Origin of the sequence: Pelagovum sp. HNIBRBA483 (genome assembly GCF_040931995.1) — a bacterium.
GTDB lineage: Bacteria > Pseudomonadota > Alphaproteobacteria > Rhodobacterales > Rhodobacteraceae > JAEPMR01.
The window spans coordinates 2,355,949-2,372,154 of sequence record NZ_CP162412.1 but is presented as its reverse complement, the minus strand read 5'-3'; the positions used below and the strand labels follow the sequence as shown (position 1 = coordinate 2,372,154).

Annotated in this window: 18 protein-coding genes and 1 pseudogene; 9 read left to right on the top strand and 10 right to left on the bottom strand. The window is 56.2% G+C overall.

Features of this window, described 5'->3' with window-relative positions; translation table 11 throughout:
* Positions 1–15: 15 nt before the first annotated feature.
* From AB1E42_RS11685 to AB1E42_RS11675, 3 genes are all read right to left on the bottom strand, one after another.
* Positions 16–1,734 carry a thiamine pyrophosphate-binding protein gene (locus AB1E42_RS11685; protein WP_368344417.1) on the bottom strand — a complete coding sequence of 573 codons (1,719 nt, stop codon included), beginning with the start codon at positions 1,732–1,734 and terminating at the stop codon, positions 16–18.
* A gap of 15 nt (positions 1,735–1,749) precedes the next feature.
* Positions 1,750–2,946, bottom strand: a complete 1,197-nt coding sequence (locus tag AB1E42_RS11680) for an alpha-hydroxy acid oxidase (RefSeq protein ID WP_368344416.1) — start codon at positions 2,944–2,946, stop codon at positions 1,750–1,752.
* 125 nt (positions 2,947–3,071) lie between these two features.
* On the bottom strand, positions 3,072–3,998 hold the full coding sequence (locus AB1E42_RS11675; protein WP_368344415.1) for a LysR family transcriptional regulator: 927 nt from the start codon (positions 3,996–3,998) through the stop codon (positions 3,072–3,074).
* Positions 3,999–4,183: 185 nt separating this feature from the next.
* On the opposite strand from AB1E42_RS11675, the pseudogene AB1E42_RS11670 reads away from it, so the two are divergent.
* The 9 genes and pseudogenes from AB1E42_RS11670 (at position 4,184) to AB1E42_RS11630 (ending at position 10,955) form a co-directional block, all read left to right on the top strand.
* Positions 4,184–5,350: pseudogene (locus tag AB1E42_RS11670) on the top strand (acyl-CoA dehydrogenase family protein).
* Between the two features lie 2 nt (positions 5,351–5,352).
* Positions 5,353–5,646 (top strand): hypothetical protein, encoded by a 294-nt coding sequence (locus AB1E42_RS11665; RefSeq protein WP_368344414.1) that lies wholly within the window; start codon positions 5,353–5,355, stop codon positions 5,644–5,646.
* 18 nt (positions 5,647–5,664) lie between these two features.
* Complete coding sequence (locus tag AB1E42_RS11660) at positions 5,665–7,014, top strand: selenium-binding family protein (RefSeq protein ID WP_368344413.1); 1,350 nt, start codon at positions 5,665–5,667, stop codon at positions 7,012–7,014.
* Complete coding sequence (locus AB1E42_RS11655; RefSeq protein WP_368344412.1) at positions 7,011–7,403, top strand: 2Fe-2S iron-sulfur cluster-binding protein; 393 nt, start codon at positions 7,011–7,013, stop codon at positions 7,401–7,403. Before AB1E42_RS11660 ends, AB1E42_RS11655 begins: the two co-directional genes overlap by 4 nt.
* Positions 7,404–7,868, top strand: a complete 465-nt coding sequence (locus AB1E42_RS11650; RefSeq protein ID WP_368344411.1) for a CoA-binding protein — start codon at positions 7,404–7,406, stop codon at positions 7,866–7,868.
* 15 nt (positions 7,869–7,883) lie between these two features.
* Positions 7,884–8,144, top strand: a complete 261-nt coding sequence (locus AB1E42_RS11645) for a hypothetical protein (protein ID WP_368344410.1) — start codon at positions 7,884–7,886, stop codon at positions 8,142–8,144.
* On the top strand, positions 8,144–9,331 hold the full coding sequence (gene bktB, locus AB1E42_RS11640; RefSeq protein ID WP_368344409.1) for a beta-ketothiolase BktB: 1,188 nt from the start codon (positions 8,144–8,146) through the stop codon (positions 9,329–9,331). Before AB1E42_RS11645 ends, bktB begins: the two co-directional genes overlap by 1 nt.
* A complete protein-coding gene (locus AB1E42_RS11635; RefSeq protein ID WP_368344408.1) occupies positions 9,331–10,398 on the top strand; it encodes a 3-hydroxyacyl-CoA dehydrogenase NAD-binding domain-containing protein in 1,068 nt (355 codons plus the stop codon). Before bktB ends, AB1E42_RS11635 begins: the two co-directional genes overlap by 1 nt.
* 293 nt (positions 10,399–10,691) lie before the next feature.
* Positions 10,692–10,955: a hypothetical protein gene (locus tag AB1E42_RS11630; RefSeq protein ID WP_368344407.1), complete on the top strand. Its 264-nt coding sequence runs from the start codon at positions 10,692–10,694 to the stop codon at positions 10,953–10,955.
* A 141-nt stretch (positions 10,956–11,096) separates the two neighbouring features.
* Here the strand turns inward: AB1E42_RS11630 and ureG are convergent, their stop codons facing one another.
* The 7 genes from ureG to AB1E42_RS11595 form a co-directional block, all read right to left on the bottom strand.
* Positions 11,097–11,732, bottom strand: coding sequence for an urease accessory protein UreG (gene ureG / locus AB1E42_RS11625; RefSeq protein WP_368344406.1), 636 nt, complete (start codon positions 11,730–11,732; stop codon positions 11,097–11,099).
* The gene (locus tag AB1E42_RS11620; RefSeq protein ID WP_368344405.1) at positions 11,729–12,352 is read right to left on the bottom strand and encodes an urease accessory protein UreF; all 624 of its coding nucleotides are present in this window, start codon (positions 12,350–12,352) and stop codon (positions 11,729–11,731) included. The genes ureG and AB1E42_RS11620 overlap by 4 nt, the downstream gene beginning before the upstream one ends.
* A gap of 13 nt (positions 12,353–12,365) precedes the next feature.
* Positions 12,366–12,839, bottom strand: coding sequence for an urease accessory protein UreE (locus AB1E42_RS11615; protein WP_368344404.1), 474 nt, complete (start codon positions 12,837–12,839; stop codon positions 12,366–12,368).
* An 8-nt stretch (positions 12,840–12,847) separates the two neighbouring features.
* The gene (gene ureC / locus AB1E42_RS11610; protein ID WP_368344403.1) at positions 12,848–14,608 is read right to left on the bottom strand and encodes an urease subunit alpha; all 1,761 of its coding nucleotides are present in this window, start codon (positions 14,606–14,608) and stop codon (positions 12,848–12,850) included.
* Positions 14,609–14,610: 2 nt separating this feature from the next.
* On the bottom strand, positions 14,611–14,916 hold the full coding sequence (locus tag AB1E42_RS11605; protein WP_368344402.1) for an urease subunit beta: 306 nt from the start codon (positions 14,914–14,916) through the stop codon (positions 14,611–14,613).
* Positions 14,917–15,019: 103 nt separating this feature from the next.
* The gene (locus tag AB1E42_RS11600; protein ID WP_368344401.1) at positions 15,020–15,322 is read right to left on the bottom strand and encodes an urease subunit gamma; all 303 of its coding nucleotides are present in this window, start codon (positions 15,320–15,322) and stop codon (positions 15,020–15,022) included.
* A 3-nt stretch (positions 15,323–15,325) separates the two neighbouring features.
* The gene (locus AB1E42_RS11595) at positions 15,326–16,144 is read right to left on the bottom strand and encodes an urease accessory protein UreD (protein WP_368344400.1); all 819 of its coding nucleotides are present in this window, start codon (positions 16,142–16,144) and stop codon (positions 15,326–15,328) included.
* Positions 16,145–16,206 lie beyond the last annotated feature (62 nt).

Below are 16,206 nucleotides of genomic sequence, written 5' to 3'. Positions count from 1 at the left end.
AGGAAAGTATCGCCATTATTCTATCGAAGCCTTGTCTCGCTTGTCTGATGTCGCGGCCACAATCGGACTGATCACACCGCGGCATTTGACGTTGACGATTGCGACCTTGCCGCTGGCCATCGCACGTTTCAAGGCGGGGGCAAGCTGGTCGCGGGTTTCGACCAGTTCCCCATGCCCGCCCATGCCTTCGCACATTGTATGGAACGGGATATCCCGGAAATCAGTTGCGAAGTGTTTTCCGTTTTTGAAAAGGCGTTCTTGTTGTTGGCTGATGCAATCAAGGCCGTTGTTGTTGTCGATGACAATGGTGATCGGCAGGCCTTCCTGAAAGGCGGATTCAATCGAAAGGCCACCGGAAAGAAACGCCCCGTCACCAGAAATGACTACTACATTGCTATCCGGGTTGAGCGCCTTGGCCGAGATGCCAAAAGACACGCCGACCCCCAGCAGGGAGTAATTGCCGGGATGCATGATGCCACCCAGTTTTTGACCTCGCCATCCGGCCATATTGACTGCGATTTCTGACCAGAAATGGGTGTTGCCACCGTCAAAAATCAACCAGTCCTCGTCGCCCATTTGGTCCTGCACATCCAGCGAGAGTTGCAGCGGATGCATCTTGCCGGGTTTGGCGGACTCGGCTTCGATGTGTTCGTACCATTCATCAACCCAAGCGGCACGGCGGGTTCGTTGCAGATCGAACCAATCGGGCCAGGTTTTACCCACCCCACCGAGGGCATCCAGGAAAGCACCGGGGTCAGATAACAGCACCTCATCGGCGGCTTGATTGTATTCCAATTCTTCATGGCTACCGTTGATGCAGATGAGAGTTTGATCTTTTGGAAAGAACGGCGGATTGCCAAAGTTCATCTGGTTGTCCAAGCGCCCGCCGATCATCAGCACCAGATCAGCCTCGTGTATCGCCGGTTTCGATGGATGATATTGATGGAAATCAGCCAAACCCATGTAGGCCTCGGATTCTTCGCCCAGAAGTTTGGAATGGTAGGGAACATTGAAAATGGGCAGGCGCAAAGCCTTGCCGACCTGTTCAAGTTTGTCTTCGGCCTTTGACCACCAGACGCCGTGGCCGCCAATGATGACGGGGCGTTCGGCTTGCTTCACCTTGTCCAAAACAACAGCCAAGGCTGAGGGATCAGGCCACGCTCTTGCAACGGGGCGGTCGCTGCGATTGAACGGACGTTCTTCCAACCCAGCGTCTGCAGCGAATGATGAGAACATGATGTCCACTGGCAGCGAAATATGGACGGGGCCAGGGTAGCCGGTTGTGGCTGCGGTCCATGCGCGATTCACAAATTCGCTGATCCGTTCGCCGTCAGTAATCTGGACCGAATATTTGACCAAGGGCGCCGCGATTGCCACATCGTCGATTTCTTTGAACCCCCCTGCGCCTTGGCGTTTGAGCGTTGAGGAGCCAGTTACAAAAATCACCGGGCTGCGCTCGCCTCCGGCTTCCAGCATCGCGGGGACGGCGTTGGCAAATCCTTCAGGGCCAACAAGGCAGACCACAGGTTTACGGGTTATCCGAGCATGACCATCTGCCAAATGCCCCGCGATTTGTTCATGAGGCGTGTTGATCACAGGCATTTGACATTCCATGAACCCTTCAAGTGCCGGATTGCAGAAGCCACCCGCTAGCGTGAAGGCATGCTCTACGCCTTTTTCTTTGAAGGCGCGGGCCAATAGGGCGCCGCCTCTTATCAACCTGGGATCTGTCATTTGATATGTCTCACTTTAGGTTTTGGCGGCAAGTTGCAAAGCCGCTCGCGGTGTTTTTTCAAGGCCATCGCCCTTAGCAGCCGCGTTATCAAACACGACGTTTGGCCCGAGTTGGCTGATAGAGGTGACACCCAGTTGTGCCATCACAACGCTGATTTCTGCCTCGAAGCACTTAAGCAGTGCGTTCAATCCGGCAGCGCCTTCTGCCGCCAGTGCAAACAGGGCAGGGCGTCCTATCATGACAAAATCAGCGCCAAGAGCGAGGGCCTTGATGATATCTTCCCCGTTGCGAATGCCACTGTCAAAAAGCAATGGGAAATCCGGGCCAACTGCCTCGCGTATCAAAGGTAAAAGACTGATCGCAGGCGGCACAGAGTCCAATTGCCGCCCGCCATGGTTGGAAACGTAAATTGCGTCCGCGCCAAGACTGCGGATCCGACGGGCGTCTGTGGCAGATGTGACGCCTTTGACTATGAGCTTGCCTGGCCACTTGCCCCGCAAGGCCTCCAAAAAGGCCCAATCGGCGCCAGACCGGCTTGCCCCGCGGTCGAAGGTGTTTACCCCATTGCTATCAGTAAAATTCATCGGGCGCGGTGCGCCAAAGGCAAGTGTGCTCAAAGACCAACGCGGGTGGGTTGCGAAGTCCATAAACGCGCTGGGCGTCATTGCAAAAGGGACCGTGAAACCGTTGCGTAGATCGCGCACCCTCCGCGAGACTTGTGGTACATCCACAGTCAAAACGAGCGTGTCGTAACCGGCAACTCGGGCGCGGTCGACCATTGCCAAAGACGCTTCCTCAGAGGCTCCAAAGTAGAGTTGAAACCACGCGTGCGATCCCGCCATGCCGGCCATGTCCTCGATTGAGGTTGATGCCGCTGAGGACAGGCACACAGGGAAACCGATCGCCTTTGCGGTATCGGCTAGCGATGTGTCAGCCTTTGGATGGACAAGGTTGCACATGCCCATCGGGGCAATTCCAAACGGCACCTTGTAAGACTGCCCCATCAGTTCCGTTGCTAACGAACACTGCGCAACATCCGCCATCACGCGGGGTTGCAGCATGATGTTATCGAACTGTGACACATTACGCGCAGAGCCGGTTTCGCGCCCTGCTGCCCCTTCGATAAAGTCAAAGATCAGACGGGGCAGGCGCCGTTTTGCTTGCCGTCGCGCGTCCTCGGTCGAGAATATTCTGCTGTTTTTCCGCATCATGCGCGCGATTGCCTCAGGGTTTTGCAAGAGCTTCCCAAACCTACAAAGAGTTTGGCTGGGCCGACCAATCGAAAAACATCTCTGACCCATACGCCAGACCTATACCTGCGCGAAACGCCTGGGTGTTACGGTGTGCCTCTCATGCTCTCCACCTTGTCGACCCGGGCTTGCAATTGCTGGCTAAACAGATCGACGAACTTCAATGCCTCACGCGTCAAATCTTCGCGGCGGGCGGCAACAACAGCAACAAAGTACGTCAGTTTTTGTTTGATTGGCCGGAATACAACACCACCCATCCGCACGGCCTGCTCGGCTGAAAATGGATCGGCAATGGCGAGCACGGACGCTTCGCGCACCAAGGCACCTGCCAAGGGCATATTGGCCACCGAAAGGCGGGACCGCGCCCGCAGCTTATTAGACAGTTCGGGGTTAATCGACATCATTGAGTCCGGGTAGCTGGCGCCAAAGGTGACAAATGTCTCTGTCTTGACCAGCTCTTGAAGATCGACCGGCCCGTATTCACTGGCCAGCGGGTGGTCTTCGGGCATCAGGCAAACATAGGCAGCAGACGTCTGATACAACACTTCGACACCTGCATAATCCGGCTCGCGCCCGACAATGCCGAGATCAATCTGGCGCGTCTGGACCGCATCGAGGATTGCAGGTGTATTGCGTGACTGCACGATAAACTCGATGTCGGGGTTCTCGCGGTAAAGGCGGCTGATGGCGACCGGCAACTCTATCGTTGCAATGGACTGGATCGTCCCGATTGAGATCGCCCCACCTTGCGACGTGCGAATTGATTTCGCCAAATCCTGCAAGCGGTCGATCCCCACAAACATGCCTTCGACACCTTCGTAGAAATGGCGCCCCTCTACTGTTGGTGTCAGCCCACGCCCAACACGCAAGAACAGGGGAAACCCAGCGGACTGTTCAAGATCTGCGATGAGCCGGCTCACGCTCGGCTGTGAGATATGCATCATCTTCGCAGCTTCGGTGATGGAGCCGCAACGTATGGTTGCTCTGAATGCCTCGAGTTGACGTAGGTTCATTGGCGGCCTGATCCTCAGGAATGACTATGAATAAAAGTATTCATCTCTTTCGCCCTTGTATAGGTCGGAGCTTTTCATCTGCTTTAGCTATGGGTGTATCTGCTAATTCGATTGGCTGCGGCGCGAGTGATTTTCTAGACTTTTGTTTGAAATCATACGCATTCTAATCATTTGGCCGGTAGTTGATGACTGAATTTAAATTGCCCCGATCGCCCTGGATGGACGATGAGCTGGAAATGTTAAGCGATGCGTGTCGCCAATTCTACGCGCGCGAATGCGCACCCTACTACGAGGATTGGGAGAAAGCTGGGTCGTTCCCGCGTGCGCTTTGGCAGTAGGCAGGCGAGATGGGGTTGCTGGGGGCGGAGGTCCCCGAAGAATTTGGGGGACTTGGTGGCACTTTTGCGCATGATGCGGTGATCGCCTATCAGGGGAATCTGGCGGGAATTGATGGTTGGGGCGGCGGTCTGCACAACTCGATCGTGATCCCCTATATCATCCACTACGGCTCGGATGAGCAGAAACATTCAATCTTGCCGCGCATGATCTCCGGCGAACTGATCGGCGCGATTGCGATGACCGAGCCGGGGGCCGGGTCTGATTTGCAGAACATCAGAACCACGGCCATCAAAGATGGCAATCACTACAGGATTTCTGGCTCAAAAACATTTATCACCAATGGCGCCTTGGCGAATATGATCATCGTTGCGGCCAAGACTGAACCAAAGGCAGGGGCGCGCGGCACCTCGTTGTTTCTGGTGGAAACCGATGGTCTGGAGGGGTTTCGGCGCGGGCGAAACCTCGACAAATTAGGGATGAAATCCAACGATACATCCGAGTTGTTCTTTGATGACATGCGGGTGCCGGCATCGGCGTTGCTTGGCCCACAAGAGGGGGACGGGTTTGCCCAGATGATGCAGCAATTGCCGCAAGAGCGGCTGTTGATCGGCGTTTATGCGGTGGCGCGGATAGAACGTGCGCTGCAGGTGACGCTTGAATATGTCAAAGAACGTGCGGCCTTTGGTAAAAAGATAGCCGAGTTTCAGAACACCCAGTTCGTGCTGGCAGAAAGCGCGACCGAAGCCACCATCGCCAAAACTTTTCTGGACGCCTGCATTGCTGAACATTTGGAAGGCAAGCTGACGACGGAAAAAGCGTCGATGGCAAAATATTGGCTAACCGACCTGCAGGCCAAAATTATCGACCGCTGTCTTCAGCTTTTCGGCGGTTACGGCGTGATGGCAGAATATCCGCTGGAGCGCATGTACCGTGATAACAGGATTGAGCGCATTTATGCGGGCACGAATGAGATCATGAAGCTCGTCATCGCGCGTGGATTGTTCAGGGAATGACGATGGCATTTATGGTAAACATTGTTCACTGTGAAACAAAGGGTACGGTGGCACGCCGCACTATGAATCGCCCCGATGCGCGAAACTGCCTGTTGGTTGCAATGTTGGATCGCCTGAACAGTGCGATTTGCGCATCGGGAACGGTAAGCCTGGTACAAAGCTTTGTGACTGCTGCGGGATGTCACTGGCGGCTGCTTTTGAATATAATGGAACGTGATGTCGGAGACAGCATTAGGGTCCATGCCGAAAAGAGCCAGCCAAACCTGCGGCTGATTTCGGTTGATATGTGCGGGTAATTGTCGGGAGGAAAGAAGATGGAATGTTGTGGACCTGGATATGCGTCGCCTGCCGATGCGATCAAAGCGCCGCGCGAGAAGCTGCTGTACACAATTGCCATCTACACTGGCACGGGCATTCAAAAGCCGGACTATCTGGCGACAGTGGATGTAGATCCTGACAGTCCAACCTATTCGCAGGTCATCCACAGGCTGGAAATGCCTGGGATTGGCGATGAACTGCACCATATGGGCTGGAATGCTTGTTCCTCATGTTTTGACGATGGTTCCATGTCGCGCAAGTATCTGCTGTTGCCCGGCGTGCGCTCTAACAACATCCATATCGTTGACACTGCGACCGACCCGCGAGCGCCGCGTCTTCACAAGGTGATCGACGGCGCTGAGATTAAATCCAAGACCAACCTCTCTGGCCCTCACACCGTGCATTGTCTGGGCTCCGAAATCATAATCTCAATGCTGGGCGACGCAAAGGGCGAGGCACCGGGAGGGTATCTCCATCTCAACAAAGACTTCGAAATTCAGGGCCGTTGGGAAAGCTCGATGGGCAACATCAAGTTCGGCTATGACTTTTGGTACCAGCCGCGCCACAACGTGATGGTCAGTTCCGAATGGGCCGCGCCGAACACCTTTATGCCGGGCTTCGATCTGGAAGAAGTTGGTCATTTAAAATACGGGCGCGAGCTGCATTTCTGGGATTTTGAGAAGAAAGTCCCGATGGAGACGGTGTATCTGGGTGAGGACGGCTTGCTGCCGCTGGAGGTCAAATTCCACCATGATCCTGACAGCACCCACGGGTTCTGCGGCGCGGCGTTATCTTCAAATGTCATTCATTGGTGGAAGGATGATGCAGGCAAGTGGCAGTGGGAAAAGATTATCGACGTCGCCAATGAACCGCATCCTGATTGGCCGATCCCGGTTCCCGGCGTCATGTCTGCCATCCTGATCTCGATGGACGACAAATACCTCTATTTGAACAATTGGCTGCACGGAGATATGCGCCAATACGACATCTCTGATCCGCACAATCCCATTCTCACGGGTCAGGTCTGGATGGGAGGCTTGCTGGGACGCGCACCAGTGGTCAACGGTGTCAAAATGGCGGGTGGACCGCAGATGTTCCAGCTGAGCCTTGATGGCAAACGGCTCTATGTGACGACCAGCCTGTTCAGCACTTGGGACAACCAGTTCTACCCGGAAATTCGCGAGCGAGGTGGCGTCATGGTAATGATTGACTGCGACCCTGTGAACGGCGGGATGACCCTGAACCCTGATTTCATTGTGGACTTTGGCCAAGAACCCAACGGCCCTTCCCGCTGCCATGAGGCGCGTTATCCCGGCGGCGATTGCACAAGTGACATCTGGCTATGATTGTGACGATCGCCAATCGCGATGGCGCGCGCTATGTGGTGGATCCGCGCAAGCCGCTGCTCGATAGCTTGCGCGATCAAGGGGTAGATTTGCCGTTTGGATGTAAATACGGCGGTTGCATTACCTGTGCCGCCAAACTCACCACCGGTGAAGTCGACCAACGTCGCCAAGTCGCGCTGAACAACCGACAGATCAACGACGGTTATGTCATCCTTTGCGTGGCGCGCCCGACGACAGACATCACACTGGAAATCGGCGTTGAGAGCCATGACAAACTCTATCGCAATCCGTTTTTGGATCCGCTCAAACCCCACGAACTCAAGGCGGATATCGCCACGCCCGCGCCCTCAAGTCGCAAAGCGGTGGGCCACAACGAACAGGAGGCATAGATGCCCGAAGCTGATGTTGACCGCATCTATGACTACGATGCCAAATACCTAGCTGACATTCTGTCATCGGTGAAGACAATTGCCATGGTCGGTGCCAGTGGGGACAAAACCAAGTTCAGCTACGGTGTGCTGCGTGTGCTGCATGAAACCGGTTATGACATGATCCCCGTCAACCCGAACCCGAACCTGACCGAAATCCGCGGCATCAAGGTTTACCATTCGCTTGAAGAGATTGATCGCCCCGTAGACATGGTCGACGTGTTCCGCCCGAAGGAGGAATTCTATAGTTTTGCGGAAAAGGCGATTGCCATCAAAGCCAAGGTTTTGTGGGGGCAGATTGGCGTCTACGACGATGCCGCCGCGAAACTGGCGCAAGATGCGGGCCTTGAGGTGATCATGAACCGTTGCCCCAAAATCGAACTCTTCCGCCCGTTCTGGAAACCAAGGCTCGATCTGCAAATCTAATCCCAAGGAAACCCAATGGCCCAGAACATCACGAACAGCCCCAAGGGTACCGCCAAAGTCGCATTGTCGGTGAATGGTGCCATCGGTGTGGAAGGGGCCTTGCCACTGGTTGGCAGTGACACGCATGTGGTCGTCGATCTGCGCGATGGGAGGGAAGAGGCTAACTCGGGCATCATTCCGTGCGCTGTTGGAATGGAACCACCGCCCGTGGTGAACCTATCCGGTGGCAGAACTGCGTGGAGAAAAGCAGATGGGCCGCTGGGAGACATTAAATAATGAGCAGGGTTGTCATTACATCCGGTGTCCGGACTGCGATCGGGGATTTTGGCGGCGCGCTTGCGGGCTTGCCGCCCTGTGATTTGGCTGTCGAAGTTGCCAAAGAAGCCATCGCGCGGGCAGGGGTTTCTCCCGCACTTATCAATCAATCGGTATTCGGTAACGTCATCCACACAGAACCACGCGACATGTACCTGTCGCGGGTCGCCGCCATTGGGGCGGGCGTTCCTGAGTCATCGCCCGCGCTGACATTGAACCGCTTGTGCGGCAGCGGATTGCAGGCCGTTATTACCGCCGCCGAACAGATCATATTGGGCAACGGTGATATCGCCCTTGCTGGCGGCGCTGAAAACATGAGCCGGGTCGGCCACTTGATGTCTGCTGCGCGTTTTGGCGCAAAAATGGGTGATGTGAGTGCCACCGACATGATGACCGGCGCGCTGACGGACCCCTTTGGCAATGGCCATATGGGCGTGACCGCGGAAAATGTGGCGGCGGCAAGCGGCATTGATCGCAGCGCCCAAGACGCGCTCGCCTTTGAGAGCCATCAGCGGGCCGCCGCTGCGATAAAGGCAGGGCATTTTAAAGAACAAATTCTGTCTCTGACCGTCAGGCAAGGCCGCAAAGACGTGGTGTTTGACACTGATGAACATGTGCGCGCTGATCTGAAGGCCGAAGATCTCGAAAAACTGCGTCCGGCCTTTAGGAAAGACGGCACAGTCACGGCGGGCAATGCATCAGGTATCAATGACGGGGCCGCGGCGCTTGTTCTGGCATCCGAGGATGTCGCGGACAAAAATGGCATGCCTAAATTGGCCATTATCCGCGCGTCTGCCCTTGGTGGCGTTGCGCCAGAGGTCATGGGGATGGGGCCGGTTCCGGCGGTAACGCTCGCCCTAGATCGTGCTGGTCTGAAGGTTTCAGATCTGTCTTGTATTGAATCTAACGAGGCTTTTGCGGCCCAAGCCTGCGCTGTGTCAAATGCACTTGGCTTTCCACCTCAAATTACCAACCCCAATGGCGGGGCCATTGCTCTTGGCCATCCCGTTGGGGCATCCGGTGCCATAATCCTGATAAAATTGATCTACGAATTACGGCGTACCGGCGGGCGCTTTGGCCTTGCGACGATGTGTATCGGCGGCGGGCAGGGCATTGCTATGATCGTAGAAAACCCTGAGGCAAAGTGATGACTGTGATCCAGAAAATCGCAGTCATCGGATCGGGAACAATGGGTGGCGGCATCGCGATCTCGGCGTTGAGCGGCGGACTAAAGACGGTTCTGGTCGACACATCCGATGCGTCATTGGAACAAGCACAGGCGCGTGTGCATAAGTACTTTGACCGTCAGGTTTCAAAGGAGAGGATGTCGGCGCAGGATCGCGAAAATGCGCTGTCGTGCCTACAAGTTTCGACTGTTCTCTCCGCAGCCAGCGACGCCGATCTGGTGGTCGAGGCGGTATTCGAGGATCTTGACATCAAGAAATCTGTGTTCTCACAGTTAGAGCAAGTTGTTTCCCGAACCTGCCATCTGGCCACCAACACCAGCGCACTTAGAGTCTCCGAGATCGCGAGCGCTCTGGAGTATCCTGATCGTTTTTGTGGGTTGCACTACTTTAGTCCTGCAGAGGTGAACCCTGTCGTGGAAGTTGTGCGCAGTGACATGACCCAAGGCAGCACTGTTACCGCGACATTGTCCTTTCTAGGCACCTGTCGGAAAATTCCAATCGAATGCAAAGATCAAAGCGGATTTGCCTTAAACCGGTTCTTTTGCCCATATACAAACGAGGCCGCACGCTGCATCGATGACGGCCTTGGAACGCCTGCCCAGATAGATGACGTTGCAAAACAAGTACTTGGCGTGCCGGTGGGGCCATTCTTTGTAATGAACATCGTCAAACCGCGCATCAACCTCGCTGCGATCCGCAATTTGGCGCATTTAGGTCCATTTTATGAGCCCGCCCGTAGCATGAGCGCAATTGGAGATGCTGATGCAAGCTGGGAGATTTCCGACGCTCCCGCGACGCTCGGCGCGAGTGCGCGCCAAGTCATCACGGACCGCCTACTCGGCGCGATCTTCTTTGCTGTGAAACAGGAACTTGCTGAGGAGGTCGCAACTGCCGGGGCAATCGATCTTGGCGCTTGTCGCGCGTTTGGATTTGCCAAAGGTCCGGTCGAAATGATGCGAGATTTGGGCGCAGACGCAGTGAACACGTTGATTTCATCCGTCACTGCGAACGTGAGCGTATCTCATTGAATTCCCATAAGATGAAGCATGCGTACTTTGCGAAAAACATATTTGGTGTGGCAGAATATACTAACAGAGACAGGACGACCCACACGCCAATTCGCCGAGGCGCAATGAAGATTACGGTTTTTCCAAACCTTGACCTATTGACCTGTGCCTGAGCGCCGCGGGGTAAAGGTTTGGACGTTGGCCTCACCCCTCATCGCTGTAGCCATCATCATCGCCGTAGGGGCCGACGCCGACTGCGGATAGCACGCATCCCGTTCTGGGGGCCGCGTTTAGCGTTGCCAAGAAAATTATCAATGCTGAGAGCCAGCCCGTACCATGATAACGCGACATTCTGGGCAATCAGCGCGAACGCATCGCAGACAGCAAGCAGTATTAAAAAAACCCACGGCGCGCGACTGTCGGTGAATGACCGGAAAGGTCCGAAAGCGAATTTCCATTGTTCGTCGGCGATCATTCATATCAACGAGCGTCCATTATTTATTGAATGTGAGGCAGAGCGGCTGTGGGTTGATGGCATTGATTTCAAGGTAAAAATTCGTGCATTCGGTGACTTATAGTCTGTGCCTTTGATAAATCTAATTTACATTGATACCTGAATAACGGGCCTATCATCTGAAGGTCGAAGGTGCACAAATCCCACCCCCGCAACCAAATCATACCATCACGAACAAGCGCCTAGAGCCATGCTCAGGGCGAGGCTATGCTACCGTTCTTGGTGCGGTTTGAAGCCCCGAGATCTGACAGATCAAGTTAATGATCTCCGCGGCGCCATTCCCATGCTTGAGGTTGGCCATGACGAATGGGCGCCCTTTTCGCATCCGGGTGGCGTCGTGTTTCATTACGTCAAGCGACGCGCCAACATAGGGCGCGAGGTCGGTCTTATTGATCACGAGAATGTCCGAGCGGGTGATCGCGGGGCCGCCCTTGCGGGGTATTTCCTCGCCCGCGGCCACATCAATGACATAGATGGTCAGATCGGCGAGTTCGGGGCTGAAGGTGGCTGAGAGGTTGTCGCCGCCGGACTCAATCAAAACGACCTCCAGTTCGGGGTGACGTGATTGCATCTCGGCCACCGCTGCAAGGTTGATGCTGGCATCCTCTCTGATTGCTGTATGCGGGCATCCGCCTGTCTCGACGCCAATCACGCGGTCGGAGGGTAGAATTTGCATGCGCATTAGGGCTTCGGCGTCTTCTTGGGTGTATATGTCATTGGTGATGACACCGATGGACCAGTGCTCCTGGAGCTTTTCGGCCAATCGTGCGGTTAAGGTCGTTTTGCCTGCGCCAACAGGACCGCCGATGCCGATGCGTAGTGGACCGTTCATTTTGCTCATGACTGGAAAAGCCTTGGTTGATGGGTTTCGTGCTGCATCGCTGCAATGTCCGACAAGAAACAATTCGAGTAGATCGCGTCCTCTCCTGCGGTGATAGCCTCCGAGGCGATAGCTTCACAAAGCGGTGAAAGATGGGCGAGAACCGCTTGTCCGTCGGTTTGACCCAGTGGCATCAAACGCTGTGCGGCTGAAATCAGGTTCGAGGCGAAACTTTGGAGATACAGAGCTGCTGTATCGGCCACAGGTAAGGCTTGCAAATGGGCCGCGCGACCAAGCGCGACGGGCAGTACAAGGTCGGGTAAATCCATATTCCAGACAGCGCGTGTGACGCGGGTGAAGGCCGCCCCTTGACGCGCGCTTTCACGCAAGCGCTCGGCGGAAGGGGCAAAGGCGCGGGCTTTTTGGTCGATGATGCGCAGTTCGCGGTTGGAGCCGCAGGCCTCGGCCAAGGCGATGAAGACGGCGTCAGACCGCCCCGAACCATCTTGCAAAAGGTCGGCAAGCCAGTTTTCAAGCGACGCTGCATCATGCACCCATCGTGCCTGGATCGCTGCTTCCAGCCCGTGGGACCACGCGAAGGCGCCGGTGGGGTAGGATGGCGACAACCATTGCGTCAACATTAGCATTTTCTGATCAATGCGCATGTGCACTTGCCCCATGCTCATGGGCATGGGTTCGCCCGTGGCCGTATGCGCCGCCTTCAGGGGTGAACGGCAGCTCAGCTTCGGTGATCGTGGCGCCCAAATGCCGGAGCATATGGGCAATCACCGGATCGTTCTGGATCAGAAGCCGGTCATCGTCGATCTGGCACGGGGTGTGCCGGTTTCCGATATGCCAAGCGAGGCGGGCCAGATTTTCACCCGTCACGACATAGAGCGCTTCAGGCGCGGCTTTGATCATCACGCGGGTGCCCTCATCGAGCTCTAATGCATCGCCGTGTTCGAGTGATGTTGTTTTATCCAGATCGATGACAAAGCTCAGGCCGGTGTCGGTTACGAGGCGTTTGCGCCGCAGAAACCGCGCATCGTAGGTCAAGGTGCAGGTATCGGCGTCGCCGTGCCAGTGACCATTGCGATGAAGGGTTTGCGCGATTGGAAGTTGGCTCATTTTCGACCTCAGAACAGGAAGTAGCGTTGCGCCATGGGGAGCGTTTCTGCGGGTTGGCAGGTTAGCAGTTCGCCATCGGCGCGGACTTCATAAGTTTCCGGGTGGACCTCAATCTTCGGCGCTGCCGTATTTAGCTTGAGGTCCGACTTTCCGATGTCCCGCGTGCGTTTGACGGCGAGTGTTTGCTTGGCGAGTCCAAGCTTATCCCCAATTCCATTCGCTTGGGCTGCCTCCGAGACGAAGCAGACGGCCGACTGCTCAACCGAACGGCCAAAGGCCCCGAACATCGGGCGGCTGTACACTGGTTGCGGGGTCGGTATCGAGGCGTTCGGATCACCCATTTGGGCACAGGCGATTGTGCCGCCCAGCAGCACCATTTCGGGCTTTACGCCAAAGAACGCGGGTTTCCACAAAACAAGATCGGCGCGTTTGCCAACCTCGATAGATCCGATCTCTTGGGCGATCCCATGCGCGATCGCTGGGTTTATGGTGTACTTCGCGATGTAGCGGCGGACACGGAAGTTGTCGTTGTCGCCTTGCTCTTCGGGGAGGCGGCCGCGCTGCTTTTTCATTTTGTCGGCGGTCTGCCATGTGCGGATCAGCACTTCGCCGACGCGGCCCATGGCCTGACTGTCGGAGGCAATGATAGAAAACGCCCCCATGTCGTGCAGGATATCTTCGGCGGCAATGGTTTCGCGCCGGATGCGACTCTCGGCAAAGGCGACATCCTCTGGGATCGATTTGTCGAGGTGGTGGCAGGCCATCAGCATGTCGAGATGTTCTTCGACCGTGTTCACGGTGAATGGCCGTGTTGGATTGGTCGATGATGGCAGGACGTTCATTTCGCCACACAGTCGGATGATATCGGGCGCATGACCGCCGCCTGCGCCCTCGGTATGGAACGCATGGATCGTGCGACCTTTGAGAGCGGCGACGGTGTTTTCCAGAAAGCCGGACTCGTTCAGCGTATCCGTATGGATCATGACTTGCACATCCATCGCATCGGCCACCGATAAACAGCAATCAATTGCGGCTGGTGTTGTGCCCCAATCCTCGTGGAGTTTCAGGGCGCACGCGCCGGCATTTACCTGTTCCTCAATGGCTGCCGGCAGTGAGGCATTGCCTTTGCCAGCGAAGGCAAGGTTCATCGGGAAGGCGTCTGCTGCCTGTAGCATTCGCCCGATATGCCATGGTCCGGGCGTGCAAGTGGTTGCGAGCGTACCGTGGGCGGGGCCGGTACCGCCACCCAACATGGTGGTCAAACCTGAATGGAGGGCGTCTTCGATTTGTTGGGGGCAGATGAAATGGATATGGCTGTCAAAACCGCCAGCGGTGAGGATACGACCCTCGCCAGCGATCACTTCTGTCCCCGGACCGACGATGATATCGACGCCAGGTTGGGTGTCAGGATTGCCCGCTTTGCCAAGCCGGACGATCCGGCCATCCTTGAGGCCCACATCGGCTTTGACGATGCCGGTATAATCAACGATCAGGGCGTTGGTGATTACCGTGTCAACCGCGCCGTTTGCGCGGGTCACTTGGGATTGCCCCATCCCGTCGCGGATCACCTTGCCACCACCGAATTTCACCTCTTCACCGTATGATAGGCTGCCTTCGGCCTCCTTGCCCATGCGTGCCAGACCGACCCTTTCGGCTGTCAGGTCGCGCTCGACCTCGATAATCAGGTCGGTATCGGCGAGCCTTACCTTGTCACCGACGGTAGGGCCAAACATGGCGGCATAGTCGCTTCGTTTGATCGTAGCAGGCATGATCAGAGATCTCCCATAACCTGTTGATTGAACCCGAAGATGCGGCGCGCGCCTTCGATTGCGATCAAATTTACCTCACGCCGCTGGCCTGGTTCGAACCTGACGGCGGTACCTGCGGCGATGTCGAGCCGCATCCCACGGGCTGCGGCGCGGTCAAAATCCAAGGCAGGATTGGATTCGGCAAAGTGGTAATGGCTGCCGACCTGCACGGGACGGTCGCCAGTATTCGCGACCATCAGGATCGTGACTGATGCTCCTTCATTGAGGGTCAAACTGCCCTCCGCTGTGACGAGTTCCCCCGGGATCATTTGCGCACCTTAAGGGCAGAAACCTGCATCGCTGCCGCGACCGAAACCGCGGCGGCAGGGATGGCAAACACCATGAGGAGAAGGGCATATCGCATATTAGCTCCTATCGAATTGGGTTGTGGACTGTGACGAGCTTCGTTCCATCCGGAAAAGTCGCTTCGACTTGAACTTCGTCGATCATTTCAGGAATCCCGTCCATGCATTGAGCGCGGGTGATCACCTTGGCGCCGGCCTCCATCATGTCCGCCACGGAACGGCCATCGCGGGCGCCCTCGACAACGGCATCGGTTATCAGGGCGATCGCTTCAGGGTAGTTGAGGCGCACTCCGCGCGTTAACCGCTTGCGTGCAACTTCAGCAGCCATGGCGACCAAAAGTTTGTCTTTCTCTCGCGGGCTCAGGTTCATTGGTTATAGCCTCCAAGAAACGGGAAGTGTGGATTTGCTCAATTGATCGAGTACCGGCAACAGGTGCGTTCGCAGGACGTGGCTGTCGGCTGCAACCAAGCGGAGCGCCAAGACGTCAGGTTGCAAAAGGCTCGCACCACCGAAATCGCCCAAGTGCCGCCGGACATCGTCAATCACCGCTTCGGCGTCGGGCGCGACATAGAGCCCGCTGGCCATTGCAACACCCCCGTTGGCAGTAGCGGATTGCGCCAAACTGGCAGCGATATTGCCTTCCAAGCGCATCGCGTCAAAATAGAGCGGTTGCCCCATGCGGGTGACTTCAATGCGATCATGGAACTGCGCATTTGTGATGGCTTCGCCCATCGCGGTGCGGCCAAAGATGACAGGCTCGACCATTAAAAGCTGTGCGTTGGCGGCAAGGTCGATGCGGAGCCGTCGATCCAATGCACATCTGTCGTAGAGGATCAGTTCCTGTGGGAGCCAGTGTAGATTGCCGCCGTCACCCACTTTGGCCGTTGTCCGGATATGACCAACCTCGCCATGTTGCGCGCGGTAGGCGCGCTCCGCGGCTTGGGTCGTCAGGCTGATGCAACTATTCGCGGCGACATCAATCTCAAGAAAGAAGCAGTCGCCGCCGGTGATCCCGCCTGCGGTGTTCACAAGGATCGCCTCGACAGTTTTTCCATTGCGGGGGAATACAAGCTTGAACGCGCCTGCTTGGCGCAAGTCTGCCAGCACGCTGCGTCCTTCAACAACTTTGGACGACAAGATGGCGTGCCCCTGCGCGCGAGGGGGCGGGGTGAGTGTGATATGCTTGATCATAAGTGTGATGCCGAGCCCCGCGACAATGCTTGCCCTAGTTTTGATCATGCGGGCCAGGAAGT

What these genes read in the sequence shown, in the direction of transcription:
- AB1E42_RS11600 (WP_368344401.1), bottom strand. Translation starts at nt 15,322, where the DNA reads ATGAACCTGAGCCCGCGAGAGAAAGACAAACTTTTGGTCGCCATGGCT.
- AB1E42_RS11620 (WP_368344405.1), bottom strand. Translation starts at nt 12,352, where the DNA reads ATGTTGACGCAATGGTTGTCGCCATCCTACCCCACCGGCGCCTTCGCG.
- AB1E42_RS11630 (WP_368344407.1), top strand. Translation starts at nt 10,692, where the DNA reads ATGCTGAGAGCCAGCCCGTACCATGATAACGCGACATTCTGGGCAATC.
- AB1E42_RS11635 (WP_368344408.1), top strand. Translation starts at nt 9,331, where the DNA reads ATGACTGTGATCCAGAAAATCGCAGTCATCGGATCGGGAACAATGGGT.
- AB1E42_RS11660 (WP_368344413.1), top strand. Translation starts at nt 5,665, where the DNA reads ATGGAATGTTGTGGACCTGGATATGCGTCGCCTGCCGATGCGATCAAA.
- AB1E42_RS11675 (WP_368344415.1), bottom strand. Translation starts at nt 3,998, where the DNA reads ATGAACCTACGTCAACTCGAGGCATTCAGAGCAACCATACGTTGCGGC.
- AB1E42_RS11595 (WP_368344400.1), bottom strand. Translation starts at nt 16,144, where the DNA reads ATGATCAAGCATATCACACTCACCCCGCCCCCTCGCGCGCAGGGGCAC.
- bktB (WP_368344409.1), top strand. Translation starts at nt 8,144, where the DNA reads ATGAGCAGGGTTGTCATTACATCCGGTGTCCGGACTGCGATCGGGGAT.
- AB1E42_RS11645 (WP_368344410.1), top strand. Translation starts at nt 7,884, where the DNA reads ATGGCCCAGAACATCACGAACAGCCCCAAGGGTACCGCCAAAGTCGCA.
- AB1E42_RS11650 (WP_368344411.1), top strand. Translation starts at nt 7,404, where the DNA reads ATGCCCGAAGCTGATGTTGACCGCATCTATGACTACGATGCCAAATAC.
- AB1E42_RS11680 (WP_368344416.1), bottom strand. Translation starts at nt 2,946, where the DNA reads ATGATGCGGAAAAACAGCAGAATATTCTCGACCGAGGACGCGCGACGG.
- AB1E42_RS11655 (WP_368344412.1), top strand. Translation starts at nt 7,011, where the DNA reads ATGATTGTGACGATCGCCAATCGCGATGGCGCGCGCTATGTGGTGGAT.
- AB1E42_RS11665 (WP_368344414.1), top strand. Translation starts at nt 5,353, where the DNA reads ATGGCATTTATGGTAAACATTGTTCACTGTGAAACAAAGGGTACGGTG.
- AB1E42_RS11685 (WP_368344417.1), bottom strand. Translation starts at nt 1,734, where the DNA reads ATGACAGATCCCAGGTTGATAAGAGGCGGCGCCCTATTGGCCCGCGCC.
- AB1E42_RS11605 (WP_368344402.1), bottom strand. Translation starts at nt 14,916, where the DNA reads ATGATCCCGGGGGAACTCGTCACAGCGGAGGGCAGTTTGACCCTCAAT.
- ureC (WP_368344403.1), bottom strand. Translation starts at nt 14,608, where the DNA reads ATGCCTGCTACGATCAAACGAAGCGACTATGCCGCCATGTTTGGCCCT.
- AB1E42_RS11615 (WP_368344404.1), bottom strand. Translation starts at nt 12,839, where the DNA reads ATGAGCCAACTTCCAATCGCGCAAACCCTTCATCGCAATGGTCACTGG.
- ureG (WP_368344406.1), bottom strand. Translation starts at nt 11,732, where the DNA reads ATGAGCAAAATGAACGGTCCACTACGCATCGGCATCGGCGGTCCTGTT.